This is a genomic window from Spirosoma jeollabukense (assembly GCF_054777855.1).
The window spans coordinates 32467-46703 of the sequence record NZ_BAAHAD010000012.1 but is presented as its reverse complement, the minus strand read 5'-3'; the positions used below and the strand labels follow the sequence as shown (position 1 = coordinate 46703).

Annotated in this window: 15 protein-coding genes; 4 read left to right on the top strand and 11 right to left on the bottom strand. The window is 45.5% G+C overall.

The genetic code is table 11. The annotated features are described in order from the left end of the window. Positions 1 to 52 precede the first annotated feature (52 nt). Positions 53 to 1126, bottom strand: coding sequence for a catalase family peroxidase (locus tag ACYVEA_RS28675; RefSeq protein ID WP_461116852.1), 1074 nt, complete (start codon positions 1124 to 1126; stop codon positions 53 to 55). 455 nt (positions 1127 to 1581) lie between these two features. Here ACYVEA_RS28675 and ACYVEA_RS28670 point away from each other — a divergent pair, with 455 nt between their 5' ends. Further along, positions 1582 to 2133 (top strand): cupin domain-containing protein, encoded by a 552-nt coding sequence (locus ACYVEA_RS28670; protein WP_461116851.1) that lies wholly within the window; start codon positions 1582 to 1584, stop codon positions 2131 to 2133. 187 nt (positions 2134 to 2320) lie between these two features. Here ACYVEA_RS28670 and ACYVEA_RS28665 read toward each other — a convergent pair whose 3' ends face one another. Then, on the bottom strand, positions 2321 to 2758 hold the full coding sequence (locus ACYVEA_RS28665) for a carboxymuconolactone decarboxylase family protein (protein WP_461116850.1): 438 nt from the start codon (positions 2756 to 2758) through the stop codon (positions 2321 to 2323). A 64-nt stretch (positions 2759 to 2822) separates the two neighbouring features. Beyond that, complete coding sequence (locus tag ACYVEA_RS28660; protein WP_461116849.1) at positions 2823 to 3068, bottom strand: hexameric tyrosine-coordinated heme protein; 246 nt, start codon at positions 3066 to 3068, stop codon at positions 2823 to 2825. Positions 3069 to 3668: 600 nt separating this feature from the next. Between ACYVEA_RS28660 and ACYVEA_RS28655 the strand changes: the two genes are divergently transcribed. Both ACYVEA_RS28655 and ACYVEA_RS28650 read left to right on the top strand, forming a co-directional pair. Next, entirely contained in the window at positions 3669 to 4166 is a 498-nt protein-coding gene (locus tag ACYVEA_RS28655) for a hypothetical protein (RefSeq protein WP_461116848.1), read from the top strand. Further along, entirely contained in the window at positions 4069 to 4992 is a 924-nt protein-coding gene (locus ACYVEA_RS28650) for an IS3 family transposase (RefSeq protein WP_461116847.1), read from the top strand. The genes ACYVEA_RS28655 and ACYVEA_RS28650 overlap by 98 nt, the downstream gene beginning before the upstream one ends. Positions 4993 to 5056: 64 nt before the next feature. Here ACYVEA_RS28650 and ACYVEA_RS28645 read toward each other — a convergent pair whose 3' ends face one another. The 3 genes from ACYVEA_RS28645 to ACYVEA_RS28635 form a co-directional block, all read right to left on the bottom strand. Beyond that, positions 5057 to 6424: an IS110 family RNA-guided transposase gene (locus ACYVEA_RS28645; protein WP_461116846.1), complete on the bottom strand. Its 1368-nt coding sequence runs from the start codon at positions 6422 to 6424 to the stop codon at positions 5057 to 5059. Positions 6425 to 6785: 361 nt separating this feature from the next. After that, the gene (locus tag ACYVEA_RS28640; RefSeq protein WP_461116845.1) at positions 6786 to 7148 is read right to left on the bottom strand and encodes a hypothetical protein; all 363 of its coding nucleotides are present in this window, start codon (positions 7146 to 7148) and stop codon (positions 6786 to 6788) included. Between the two features lie 140 nt (positions 7149 to 7288). Next, entirely contained in the window at positions 7289 to 7732 is a 444-nt protein-coding gene (locus ACYVEA_RS28635; RefSeq protein WP_461116844.1) for a hypothetical protein, read from the bottom strand. Between the two features lie 486 nt (positions 7733 to 8218). On the opposite strand from ACYVEA_RS28635, the gene ACYVEA_RS28630 reads away from it, so the two are divergent. Then, positions 8219 to 9382, top strand: a complete 1164-nt coding sequence (locus ACYVEA_RS28630; RefSeq protein WP_461116843.1) for an acyltransferase family protein — start codon at positions 8219 to 8221, stop codon at positions 9380 to 9382. A gap of 87 nt (positions 9383 to 9469) precedes the next feature. Here the strand turns inward: ACYVEA_RS28630 and ACYVEA_RS28625 are convergent, their stop codons facing one another. From ACYVEA_RS28625 to ACYVEA_RS28605, 5 genes are all read right to left on the bottom strand, one after another. Next, positions 9470 to 9943, bottom strand: a complete 474-nt coding sequence (locus ACYVEA_RS28625) for a hypothetical protein (RefSeq protein ID WP_461116842.1) — start codon at positions 9941 to 9943, stop codon at positions 9470 to 9472. 151 nt (positions 9944 to 10094) lie between these two features. Further along, positions 10095 to 11744, bottom strand: coding sequence for a hypothetical protein (locus ACYVEA_RS28620; RefSeq protein WP_461116841.1), 1650 nt, complete (start codon positions 11742 to 11744; stop codon positions 10095 to 10097). Positions 11745 to 11773: 29 nt separating this feature from the next. Then, positions 11774 to 11980, bottom strand: coding sequence for a hypothetical protein (locus ACYVEA_RS28615; RefSeq protein ID WP_461116840.1), 207 nt, complete (start codon positions 11978 to 11980; stop codon positions 11774 to 11776). 29 nt (positions 11981 to 12009) lie between these two features. Further along, positions 12010 to 12714: a hypothetical protein gene (locus ACYVEA_RS28610; protein WP_461116839.1), complete on the bottom strand. Its 705-nt coding sequence runs from the start codon at positions 12712 to 12714 to the stop codon at positions 12010 to 12012. Positions 12715 to 12803: 89 nt separating this feature from the next. After that, positions 12804 to 14063, bottom strand: a complete 1260-nt coding sequence (locus ACYVEA_RS28605) for a RepB family plasmid replication initiator protein (RefSeq protein ID WP_461116838.1) — start codon at positions 14061 to 14063, stop codon at positions 12804 to 12806. Positions 14064 to 14237: the final 174 nt, after the last annotated feature.

Genomic DNA, 14237 nt, shown 5'->3' with positions numbered 1-14237 from the left:
AATTCGGACTTTTCTAAGTCGTCTGGCAACAGAATGATTGACGGGGTGACAGTTAATGCACTTCAAACGCCCCCTGACGTCCACCTACCGAAATAGGATACGCGCGTGCCCGGTCCAGCAGCATTGGGTCGGCGATATTAATCCCTTCGGGTACGTTGTTGGGATTGAAAAACAGCGTTTTATCCTCCGCAACCGTATTCGCAGCCACTTTAGTGATTGTCACCGTTCCGAGCAGAACACGCTTCCGGCTATCGGGCCAGGCAATTGAAGGATCTTCGATCTTATCGCCTTTCTGGGCAATCTGGGCATACAGCTTAAACACAACCGGTTTCTTAGTCACTCGCTCCTTAATTTCTTCCTGTAGGTAATTTGGGCCTAAAGCGGCAACCTGCTGAGCCGTCAGGAACTGCTCACCAGCTTCAGGAATGATCTGATAACGAACATACTGCGATTGGCCAGCCTTGTTGGTAAACTTAAATGAATTTACGCCAAAGTAGGCCAGCGTTCCCCAGCTTGGGGTGAAGGGTTTTTGCGTCGTCAAAAAAGTTTTCGCGACAGGATGCGTCGCCAGAAACTGGTTCAGCGGGGCTGGATTTCCTTCTCGATTGGCCCCAATGGCTTCCAGCATGACTTTAAACTGATCCGTTGTGGACACAGGGAAGCCGTTGAAACTATGAAAGATGATATCGGTCGATTGATTTTCGGGCATCTGAAACTTGATCGCCATGCCCCGTGGGTGTGAGGCCCCTACCGTATCGGGAATGTCAGGAATTCCGGTGAAGTCAGAGAAGCGAACAAGAATAGGAAAAGACTTACCCTGTAAGTGAGCTGCCTTCGTCAAATTGCGAGCTTCGGGTGCCGGGGTAAAACTACCTTCCAGAATGAAACCCTTCGCATGAACGGCCCGCCCGTCATGTTTACCAAAAGCCGTGTGAAACATATCAACGACCTGAATAGGCGTGGCCTTCGTAGTCGATTTGATACCGGCGTTTCCATCCTGAGCCACGACTTGGTTTCCAGGGTCGGGCACCAGGCCAATCAGCAACAGTGCCACTCTGAAAAGGTTGCTTTTAATGCTTTGGCGTTCGCCAGTTAGCTTGTTCGGAGTAAATGAGATGGGTTGCATATAGTTGATTAGTAATGGTTCAGCAACCCTATACCAAACCCTGTGCCGAAGGCCGCTAATAACCAACTACACCCAATATGCCCCTTTTAAAGGCCAGAAACGGTCTTTTTAACCGTCAGACGAATTTGATTGTAGCCTATGGTTAGCTTACTCAATCCAATAAATCTGGAGTAGTTAGACAAATCCGTAATGAAGTACGACGCAACTGGAGGAGGCTTTCAAGCGGTACTTGTTTTAAAGAACTCACACCTGCTAAAGTGCAGGATCTATGAGGTGAATTCTCCTGAAAGAATATGAACTCAACTCATTTAATATGGGGGTTATGGCGAATCTAAACAATAGATTGAGCTTTGGTAGAAGACAATGGATAGCGCCCTGTTCAGGTGGGTTATTAGGGCAGGTTCTGGCACGTGGCTTGTTATTCGATGGCGATCAACCCTAAAAAACATACGGATATGGCCTACCGGAACAAAGTGATTCGAAATCCAAAAACAGGTCAGGAAATTACATTTCTGCACACAGCTAAAGATACGAAGGGGCAGTTCCTAGGTATGATCGCTACGTTTCAGCCACAGAGTCAACCCCAACTACGGTATTACCTGCCTCAACAGACGCTGGATCTGGACGTATTATCGGGCGAGCTTACCGTTTTGCTCAATGGCCAGTATAGGCAGTTAAAAGCAGGGGAGAAACTGTTTATTGAAGCAAATCAGGCACATGCACTTTGGAACCGATCCACTCAACCGACGACCATAAACTGTCGGGTACGCCCTGCCCTAAATATGGAGCATCTGCTGGAAACAGTTGCCGCATTAGCAGGTGTCAAAACGATAAGCCGTCAGCCTATTCCCCGAATGCTCCAGACTGTCCTGACAGCGAATTGTTTTTCGAACATATTCAGATTAACCCGTTGGCCCTTTGTGTGTCAAAAGCTTGTTTTCATACTCCTCACGCCAGTGGCTTATCTGGCGGGTTTTAAACCTACCTATAAGGAATACATTGATTAGTCGGGCACATACCTTCTGAATACAGCTGTTATGTTGGTCCAAAACAGCCGCAGGCATCAGCCGGAATGCTCCGAACGATGCCTGCGGCTGTTTCAATCGTATATCACTTCTTATAAAAATCTAGAAATAATTGGGTAGGAAAAGCATCCTAGTGTTACGCGTTTATTATTCATCTTATTTACTTCAATCAGGCAGGCGTCATACGGGTAGCTATACCAATCCGATTCCAGGCGTTTATGCTGATGATCGCCATGATGAGTTGCGCCGTTAGTGTTTCACCAAACAGAGCAATGGCCTGCTGATAAGTCCTGTCCGATACCCGTTTTTCGTGGATCATCGTCACTTCTTCCGTTAGCGCCAGCAACGCCCGCTCTTCATCCGAAAAATAAGGGCTTTCCTCCCAGGCATCCAGCGCGTAGATGCGCTTTTCAGTTTCGCCATGAGCCCGGGCGTCTTTGGTATGCGATTGAATACAATAGGCGCACCCATTAACTTGTGAAGCCCGGATTTTGAGCAGATCCAGTTGGGATACCGTTGGGCCAGAACTCGCGATGTGCGTATCTATAGCCGAAAGCATTTTATAGAACTCAGGGTCGATGTGGCCAATTTTTAAGCGCTTTTCCATTGTTTTTGCCAATTAAAAATAAAATTGAATTTCGATTGGGAGTTCGCCATTAATAGGCCTCTCTTTAACGGGTGACACGCCAGTACTCATTAGCGGCCGCTATGGTAGAAAACTCAATAGCTACGGTTTGCCCAACCGCTAGTAACATCATTGCATCATTGGCGTAAACAGCCCGCAGGTTTTCCCGAATCTGAGCATCAGGTTGAGTCGTTTTAATGATCAACCGGGCCATTTTGATAGCTAACTGGCGACCTTCTTCCGGGGTAGCCGTAATGAGGCTATTCGCAGGAATCAATGGTATAGTTTCCATGTATCTTAAACAGATAGTGATTGTGATGATTAGTTTCAAAAGCTTAACTACGAGATTGCCTTGAACCCACCCTGGTAGTTTCTCTTTTTCGATAGAGATGCGCCAAACCCTGTGCCGAAGATGATGTCTGGAAGAGTAATCGTTAAAATGCGGGATGAAAGACTGTTGAGGCCCTTTCAGAGAAGACTGTTGGCCACTGTCCTATTTTAGAAATAAGTTAGTGATCCAAGAATACTGGATATTTCAATCTCGTTTGGAGAAAATTCCGGGTACATTGGAGGGAGTAGCGCAGCTAAACGGCTCTTCTCCTATAGTTATATCCCGCTATAAGCAGGTTAAGAAGAAGAGATTTGTTAAAAGGCATCAAGATTAAGGCTACCTACGCTACGGGTCATAGTTGGCAGTTATTAAAAACGGATCTAGCCAAACGATACTCTGCTCCTACTCAAAAATCGTCCAGCTAAACGGTCATTTAATTTATCAATTTCAAGCTTATTGTTTTGAAAGTTAGCTACTTATATTGTTATTAAATATTGTGACTTGTCCTGGAAAACATTGACCATAAATAGCCAATTTATGGACAGGCTTGTTAAACTACGCATGAAACAACCAGAAGGTGTCATGCGCCAGATTGTCGCCCAAATTCTGCTCGGTCAACTGAACATCGACCAAGCTGCGGAACGTCTAAAAGTTAATCGTAAGACGGTCATGCACTGGATAAGGAAAATTGAAGAGGAAGCCGAGGCCAACAAGCATACGGCCCCAATTGATTTCGAGCAGCCGCCCCCTCCACCAAAACCAACCAGCCTCCCGAAGTCAAAGACAAAATCCCAGGAAGATAAATTACGCGCTAAGGTCTTAGCCTTAGAAGAGCAATTAGAGGAGGCTAATTTCAAGGCACTTTACTATTCCACTTTAGTGCGAATAGCCAAGCATGAGTTAGGGGTGGATATCGAAAAAAAGCCGCCGTGGCCCGGTCCGTTACCAAGCCATCCGGTTCATGCTGACGAATCATCCCAACATTTCGATTCGGCGGCTAGAGGATGTGCTTGGGTTTACCCGGCAGGGTTACTACCAATACTGGCAACGCCAGAATGAGCAGGTAGACGACGACTTAAATGTGTTGCGTCTGGTTAGGCCCATTCGTCGCCAACATCCCAGGATTGGTGGGCGAAAACTCTACTATTTGTTGCAGGATGAATTCTTGGAAAGGGGAATAAAACTGGGTCGGGATGCTTTTTTCGAGCTATTGGCCAGGCATAAGATGCTGATCCGAAGGCGTCGACGAAAAATAAAGACTACCTTTTCAGGCCATCCGTTTCGTAAATATCCAAACCTGATCAAGGATTTAGTCGTAGAAAGACCTAACCAGGTGTGGGTATCGGACATCACGTATTGGTTTACTCAGGGTGGATGCTTTTATATTTCGCTGGTAACTGATGCCTATTCCAAACGAATCATGGGCTACAATGTAGCCCCAACTCTGGGTGCTGTTCATTGCAAAGCAGCTCTAGAAATGGCTCTTAAGAAAATAAAGAAGCGAACGGCTAAAGCCTTGATTCATCATTCTGATCGGGGCCTTCAGTACTGCAGCGCTATTTATATTGGGTTGTTAGATACCTATCATGTTCAGATTAGTATGACGGAGACGGGTGACCCGCTGGAGAACCCTATTGCCGAGCGAGTCAATGGCATATTAAAGAATGAGTATCTGGCTCATCGAGCGGTGTACTCGTTAGTCCATGCTGAGCTGGTTTTAGAGCAGTCCGTCTTTCTTTATAACTACAAACGGCCCCACATGAGCTGTGATATGCTGGTCCCGGACCAGGCGTACAACGGGGAAAAAAAGCTCAAGCGGAGATGGAAAAATTATTATCCCCAAAAGCAGGTGGTCACTATGGCGGATGATAAAAATAGGGGTTAAATTACTGGTCAATAAAAAGATGGATAACCACCAAACGGTCAATACTTTTCTATACAACTAGTAGCTATCCTGTTGACAAAGAGGCTTTTGCAAACAAGCTCCTTAACTCATCCTGACTTAAGTCTAGGGCTGCTAAACGCCGTTGCACTTGGCGCAAACCCGCTTCTCTGGTCTTTTGACCGGTGGCTTTAACTTGAGCTTTCTTATACGATTCTTCTTTAGTTAGCATGCTCCAGATAATCACCGCCAGCTTGCGAGCGGTGGCTGTGATGGCGGCCACGCGCCCTTTCTTGTAGGCAATGCGTTTGAAAAAAGGACTTAGCTCATGATCTTTTTGATTGCCAATCGAGTTCGCAGCTTGACGCAAGGCAGAAGCGATATAGGACTTACCTGAGGGCGTTCGATGACTGATGATGCGCCCACCACTAATTTTATTGTTGGGCACCAACCGGAGCCAACTGGCAAAGCTTTTGGCTGAGGCAAATTTATCAATATCCTTGCCCAAGGTCGTTAACAGGCAAAGCACCGTGTTATGACTCACACCCGATATGGCAAACAGGTCAGTTTTAAAATAGTGATAGGCCAGTTCCGAGATGGCGAAGGCAGGCGCATTCTTGCTGCTCTTCTTCTTCGCTGTTTCGGGAGTTTTTGGGACCGGTTGGAGGACTAACTCGGCCGGTATACTCCGTCGCAGCGCCTGTTCAATCACTTGGTCACAGTCGAGTAAAGCCTGCTGGTATTGACAGTAAAAGCTCAGGCTTGCTTTCAACTCGAAAAGATATTCCTGCCGCCAATTCCCGTGCAGCGATTGAGCGATCTCCTCCTTGGATCGTTTCATCCGGATATCTACTAACAAGGCCAACTCATGAGGGTCCCGCTGACCGCCTAAAATGGCGTTAATAATGGCCAGGCCTGACTTACTGGTGATGTCCCGAATGGCTACGTCTAAGCGCAGGTTCATCAACCGAAGCGCTTTCTGCATTTTGTGGGTATAGGTCGCCAACTGTTCGATCAGATGCTGGCGATGATAATAGTAGGTGCGAAGTTCTTGCAGCGTATCACTCAACAAAAAACTACCCGATAACAAGCCCAATGAGTGGAGCTTCTGAATCCACAGACAATCAATGACATCGGTTTTGCGCCCCTGTACATTTTTAGTCTGGCTACCGCCTACTAATAGCACGGCGAAGCCTGCTCTCTGTAAAGTATTAAAAAGTGTTTGCCAATAAGAGCCTGTACTCTCCATGGCCACGGAAGTAATGCCATGCTTCCGCAGATGATCGATGATTTGCTGATGATCCTGAGTGTAAACGCCAAAAGAGCGTACGTTTTCTTTGTTTTGGTCAACGGCTACCCAATGCTCACGGGAGCCGATATCAATGCCAGCGGCTTTCGGATTAACAATGGGTAATGAAACGGTTTGCTTTTCCATCTTGATAACTGATTACAGGTATGCAAAGACTTCAGGGAATGTAGCAGGGTCTAAAGATTTTTCTATACGGGATTCTCGTGGGGAGATCACCAGTGAATTCAACAAGTACCTCTTGGGGAGGCATTCTACATTCCAGCCCAGATTTCAGGAAGGACTGCTTAGTACCATTTATATTGATGAGCTTATGGCTGAAGTTCTGACAAGATAGGCAAATGGATGGCACAAGCTGCCCATCTCAAGTTGTCATGGGCATTCAATGGTGCTTGCACAATCGGATGATTTCAGGACGAGTCATCTCAGAAATCGTCCACAAAAACCTCCGGCTAGTTTTCGGACAAGATATTAATTGAAGAATCAACCCTTAACGAATAGGTTTTCCAATCACTTGTTCCAGGCCGAGCACAAAGTTGTTGAAATCCTCAGGGTATGCGTTTGAACCAATGCATTTTAGCCTCGTTGTTTGGATGAGGATTGATAAACTCCATTGAATACCGTCCATGAGTGGGCTTTCATAATTACTCTGCCAAATCAAACAGGGCTTTACCAGCTCAAGTAGCGCGGAGCTATCTACATTAACAGGTTCCGCCAGTTCCTTAAACCTTGTGGACTGGAAAGGGAATGAAGATCGGTAATACAACCCTTTGTTCTGAGCAATGTGTATTTCGGTATTTACCCCATGATACCCTCCGATAAAAAATTGCAAACTAACTGTGTCGTCTTTCATTTTCGGTAACGTTTAGTTATTCAAATTGCCTGGCAGGTCGTATTATTGATGGTTTTTAATGTCCTATCTACTTAATCGTAAGCATGTTAATAGCCAGAGCGCTTCGTACTGGTTTAATTAACAAGTCGTTGGTAGTTATATTAGTAGTAAACGCCACTGGCCACCAGCGGTCTATGAATGATAAGTTCCAGGTGGCTAACCCATTCGTCAAACTCACCGGTGTTTGTATCATGACCGAAGGAGCGACATGCATCATTCAATTGAAGAGTTAATTCCCAATTTGTTCCATCATGGGTTATGCGGGTATCCACAAGATGTTGCCAGCTCAGACAGGGCATGAAGGCATTGTATAATAAAATTGGGTCTACTGGAAGGCGTTCAGCATGTTTGAGAAAATACTCGTTCTCATAGCGGAAACGGGCTTTTTTGGTTAGAAGCAAACTGCCATCCGTATTAAAGTCAGGAAATACAGAACCGTGATAATACAGGAGCTGCTGACGATATGTACGCAACATAGTGAAGTAAGAAGCCCGGTCGCCTACACTGGTAAAGTGAAATCTGATTATGCCTGCGGTTGTTTTCATGAACTATCTTAACATCTGTCAACTGATTGTGGCCAACCTTTATGCCGCTTAACGTATAACTACGGTCGTGAGGCTATACAAGCTGAGGTAAGCATAAAGCTATTTTTAATATTAACCGGGGGGCTTTACCACCTTTATTAGTCGTGCTTTCATGATTTTGCCCCCATTTGTGTTTCGACTACCGTTTAAGCGATCAAGTAATTTTGCTATTAAGTTACGTATGGCAATGTATAAGTCTGAGGATCTTATGGTAAAGTACTCGCGCCAGTGACCCACCTTGAAGGTAAACTATTAGCCCAGTTCAGCTAATTGATAAGGAATCAGGCGTTTTTCTTGATTGTGGATTTTGGCATTTACACTTTCCCAAGTAGTTTACTTTTGATAATAGTTTAAAATATTCACCAATGTTGACCGAAAAAAAACTAATATTACTACCCATATGCAAGGTTATAGAATAATTTACAGTCTATAAAAATACTCAATGTTATGCCAACAACCACGATACGATACTTTCCTGCTTTGACAGGTTTGAGGGCCTGGGCCGTTGGTCTTGTGATACTTGATCATTGGGTTGACGGAATGCACGATTACGGTATGGTAGGAAACGCAGGGGTTTCGCTATTCTTTGTCTTAAGCGGCTTTTTAATCAGTCGTATTTTATTAATTGAAAAACAGCGGGTTGATAGAGGTGATGAACGGTTTTCTTTTCGACGGTTTTTGACCCCCTTTCTAAGGCGCCGAGCCTGGCGTATTTTCCCAATTTATTTTCTTGCTTTGTCAGTCTTACTGGTGGCGGGTGATTCCGTGATCCGGCATCAGGGTATACCTTTCTTTACCTATACCGCCAATTTTTTTCTGGTTACTCATCCGGTTCCTCATCTGGATCACCTGTGGTCTTTGTCGGTTGAGGAACAGTTATACATTCTAATGCCCTTCTTGATATGGCTGACGCCCAGCCAGCAGCTGCCCAAGCTTGGATTGATCCTGATCATCATCAGTTTATTTTTCCGGAGCAGCAGTTACCTTCTTTTTCCCGCAGCGATTTGGTGGCCAGCCAGCTACTGCCTACTACCAGGCTGTTTGGATGGGTATGGCATAGGCTTACTCGTTGCCTGGTACTGGTTATACAGACCTGAACAGTGCCAATCATTTTTCAGCTCATCGATCCTGTTAAACAGTTTATTCATCGCCTGGCCGTCGGTTATTTTGGCTGGCCTGCTCTGGCAGCTTACCGGTCGGGGATTATTCTATTCGCCAGGTATGGCCGCTGGCTTACGCTTTACGGTATCGCTTTACGGGGGATATTTGGTTGGCTATTGTCATCAACCCCTTGGCGTGCTGGGTCGGCTGCTTCTGTTGAATCCCGTTTGTCAATACATTGGCCGGATCAGCTACGGGTTGTATCTATACCATAATCTAATCTTTACTATTCATGCCCCGCAGCAAAGCTATGGTCGCCAGGCCTGGTTGAGAACGGCTGACATCCTGCACATTCGTTCAGTTAATGGATTCACCGAAATTATATTTTACTCAGTGCTACTAATCAGTACAGCCACGTTATCCTGGTTCCTAATTGAAAAACCATTGTTAGGTCGTACGCACAAAAAAAGCTTATTTACCACAGCTACGCTTACTGCTAGTATGGACTAACCAAAAATCAACTAGTGCTCTTTAGAACAATAAATGGGATACTGACACATCAGTATCCCATTTATTGTTCTAAAGAGCACTAGTTTACTAGGTAGCTTTTTTCCAAATCATTGGCAGGGCGATGCTAATCGTGAAGGCAGCGATTAATACTAATCGGATCGTGAAGGAGTACGTTTGATCTTGCAGTGAAGAAACCGCATTAACCATAAACAATAGAAAACCAAGCGATATGGCTAACCCAACAGAGTCCGCCGTCAGGATACCTTTGGCATCGAGTGGTATAACCCAGGTAAATAGTAGCCGAATTCCGTACCAGACATTCCAGAACCAACAACCGTATTGGATCATTTCCAGCGCCAGAAACAGGTAATATTGCCAGGTGTCATCACTGGGACTGCCCAGCATTGACTGCCCCAGTGTGACTAATGCTCCAATCGTTTGAGTGGTCAGAAAAGCAATAATCAGGCGGGAAAAGAACGGCCGGAGCGGAATGTCCGGGATAATCAAGTTGAGCAGCGGAGCCAGCCGAGTGAAAATGAGAGTACCATCAAAAGGTTTCATAGTAGATAAAATAAGTAGACTTGATTACTGTTTACAGTAGCCTGATACTCCTCCGGACCAGCGGACTCTTCCCCATTTTGACTAATAAACCTAGCACTTATGGGTGGGAGGCGAGTTATAATAAGCCTTAAAGTGTATAAGACCATTAATCTTAATTACTACCTGTGAACCGCTTAGCAATAGCTGTTATGTCAGCCGCGTATGAATGAGCGTTTGAAATATCTCTTGAAATTGGTTTGTGAGCAGTTGACTGTTCGAGAAAATCGTTCAACCGTGCATAGGTAAAGTAAACGTCCTCACCTGATTTTATGCGACCAACTTCCCCTTCAGTCATGCCAACCTGTTCACATAACGCCAGCGACTCTTCCCCGTTGATTGTTTGTTGCCAGCTTGGAACTAACCCATTTTCCAACACGAAGTGCGCCGATCGGGCCAAGTGATACATTCCCTGTGCGTACGGAGTTAACTCACGGCTGCAGGTTACCGTAAAGAAAATATCGAAAGCCGCACTGTTCAGCACATTGCCTTGAACATGCGTTATGTGTTGATTAGCATTGATAAGCGCACTAATTCGTTTGGCCTGAAAGACGTTACCTCCGTTAGAGCAGAGCTGAATTTGCAGTTTGGCATCTGGTGTGTCAGCGGTATAATCGTCGTAAAACGCTTCGTACAATAATGCAAGGTCCTTATATGCTTTTTCGTCAATATGATCTAAACTAATAAAATAGCAGCGCCTTTTCCAGCCAGATACTTTTAATGATTCCAGTCGTTTAAGACCGGCTATTTTATCCGTTATTAGCTTAGTAAGGTGACGTCGGTGTTTGGTAACGGCAATATGGGGATCGGCCGTGTAGTTTTCAGTATAAAAAGGCACATAAGCTGGCCTCACGCGTTTGCGACACGCTGAGCAGTAATGAGTGCCTTCATCCGTTTCTTTTTTCCGTTCAGCTAACGCTCGACTAAAACAGTTGGGGCAAGCCTGAATGGAATGCCAGGGTATACTACTTAATAAATCGATGTCAGATTCAGCTAATCGATTTATTAACTCCTCCGTGTTTAATCGGTTAAGATTGGCTAAGCTGCCCTGTTTGATGGCCGTATCTTCTTCAGGAGGCGACAGGGGAGCACTGAAATCCAGTGGATCGTATGAGCCAAGTAAATTCGGGCTGATTTTTTTTAGAAATTTGTTGGCCGTAACCTGACTACTAGATACTAGCAGCGATTCTAGTGTTTCTTCGGCAATATAATCCGATATACTCAGGGTAGGCTCCAGTTCGGCATTCCCCTCATTGAAGCATTCAACTTCTTCATCTGCCGACATTTTTTTACGGGGTATTAACTGACAGCAAATGGTAGAGTCAACAAAGCGGAGCAGCGCCAAATCCATTTCTGCCTCGAAGATAGGGGCCCTCAAGCCATTAATTTGCTTCTTATATTGAGCGTCGAATACGGGTTTTGTTTCTAAAAGGAGATGATAGAATTCCTCATTAATTTCATCAGGGTGCAGGCCCCAGTTATCCATGAGATTGGTTAACAGCAAGGCCGTGAAATAGCGAATATTAGATTCGACAAAATAGGTGTGACGAGCAGAATGTTCACTGAACTGATCGTGCCAAGAGCGGGAATAGGCAGAATCAAATAATCCAGGCTTAAAGGAGTCAACTGGCCGCGTTAGGGAAGAGAAAATTCCACGCTGACGACACGTTTCAATAACAAGGACAGCCTGGTTCAGCTGTTCATCCGTCAACGTTAAGTACTGACGGTACAGGTCAATGGGAAGTTTAATTGTCTCGGCTTTCATAGTTTTGCTGTTTAACTAAGACATTTTGATCAATGGTAATGGAGGAATACCCGCCATTTGTCAACCATTAGCCAGGCCGCATCAATCATTGGTCTAAACCAATGCCATAGGAATGCCAGAAAAATGAATCCAGCAATTAGCCATGTCCAGGTGTAATCGGCTGACCGCCCTGCGGGCAGGGAACGCGTTTTTTTTCGGTCATCTACGCTGACAGTTATTTTGTGCTGAGCGACCATGTTGTTTATTTGTTTTAGTGGTAGTTACTCTACGGCTCAAGTCCATCAAGGATGGCTAACAGTTCACCTCCTGTCAAAATGACAACTGGTGACACGGGTGCGGATGTCAAGGGTGAGGTACCCAGGTAGATTAAAAGTCCCATCAGGTTTTCCAGCTCACACGCTTTATTTAGCCGACTAAATCCATACCGGGAATAGGTATTCCCCTCTGTTTGAATGGATACCAGCACCGGTCGGCCGTCTGCTGTAAATACATTACCCGACTCAATACATGGTTCAAGATTCATCATGACCTCTTTCATGGGTCGGCTTAACCGCCCTTTATAGGACGGTTTGCTCAGCGCCTCCGTGTTGTCGAGTATCACAAAATCACGGTTAGGTTCAGTCTCCTTCAGGGGAGGCAGCTCGTAGCGCAGAGCCGGTTCATCCATGCGAACGACGTAATTTACCGCCGAGAGGGCCAGCAGAATCAGGTCGTGTAAAACCGTTGCATCCAGTTGACGCAGAAAATTTAACCGGGCCAATTCCAGAATAGGTTGCTGCTGAAACTCTTGCAGGGAAAGCAGTGCCTGGTTTAAGCGGCTGTTAGATTGGTTATCCAAATTATAGGAAGTAGGCTGCCGTTTTGACGGCTGCCGGCCACCGGCTAACATCCACCAGTAATAGATGAGCCAACCGATCAGGCCAGTAAAAACCAGAAGCATAATGCCGCGCTGGGTGGGTGTTATGTCCATAGCCGTGACTAGGTAATGTTTTGAAAAGGGGGAGCGCAGGAGGTTTAGACGAAATAGCGTGTAGGCTGTGGGACACCCATTGACAAAACCTACAGGGCCATATGCCTGGTCGAGGAGGTGCTTCCGTTGGCCGAACGGTTAAATACACTGGTTGCAACGTAAGCCTCATGCTTTTCCTGTTGCACGTAACCTGCTTCTACGTACGCGTCTGCCCTCAGGAATAAGTCCAGTAATTTCCGCTCCGCCAGGATACGATCTTTTTGCCACGGCTGGAGCTTAGGGTAATATTCGTGGAGTGTCTTGGCTGTGAAGCTCAGTTTATCCGCATAACTCATCATATCAATGACGCCAAGAAGCTTTTCCAACCGGGCTTTTGCCGCCGGATCTTTATCATTGACCTGCTTAGCCGCTGTTGAGCAGATGGTGAACTGAATGTGCGTTACCTGGCGATTGACTGATTGTACTTGGTAGGTTATCTTCATATCTCCCAGCGGTAGTATTTCAGCTATGGCCGGTTCAATCATCCGTCGTTTAATGTTCGCAAATCGATCGTAACTCCCTTTGTAGTCACTTTTTCTGTCGTTTTGATTGGGTACGTCCATTAATTTCCGGAAATCCTCAATGGCGATCGTCCACTTTCCGCGCCACTGATGTCGGGAGAAGTAGCTATACAAAAGCTGCGAATACTCTTTTTTAAGTAAGAGTGCTTTCTGGAGATTAAACTGAGCAAAATCATTACCCAGCTTCAAAAAGGCCTCCGTCAGTTTCGGATTCAATTCCAAAACCATCATCCCTTCACCCATCAGGTACTGCGTATCAAAGATGTGAACCGACACCTGATCGCCTTTGGGATTGACCCATTTGATTCGTTTCTCAGACAAAGAACCCAGCGTCTTTTTTACATCGGTTACGCTAATATTCACCGTTGCGGTTTCATCCTTACAAGGCCGCAGGCGGGATCGGTGAAACTGAAAAGACAATCGTTGTTCAAGTAGGGGTTCACTCTGGGGGGTTGCCTGCTGGAGATATTGATAATTTTTTAGCGCCCCCAGTACAAGCCAGTATAACCGTCGTTCCAGCACATTGAGCTTGGGCAGCGCCTGGAGTAAGCGCATGGGTTCCCGAAACATCTGCTGACGAAAGGCCTGATTTAACTCGACTGAGTAATTCGCTTTGGTGTTATTTGGCGTATACCCCTGCTCGAAAAATTCGAACAGATTCAGCTGAACCGCTGAGGAAACCACCACCGGGGGATTGCTTCGTTTTTGCTTAACGGGACGCTTCTGGGATTTAGACAGGATCTGTTTCAGCGGCAAGGGCTGGGATGTGATATCTGATGTTGATGACATACGAACAAGAAAATATTTCTGTTACCCCTAAATATATGGTCAAATATAATTTTTTTTCGGTTCGCAAATGACAAACTGAAACATTTGTCACCAATAAATATTTCAAAGATCTATAGTTGCAAAGCTAGTATAATTTTTTTTTCGGCTGCATTTCTTGGAGTTGGTTGATGTGCC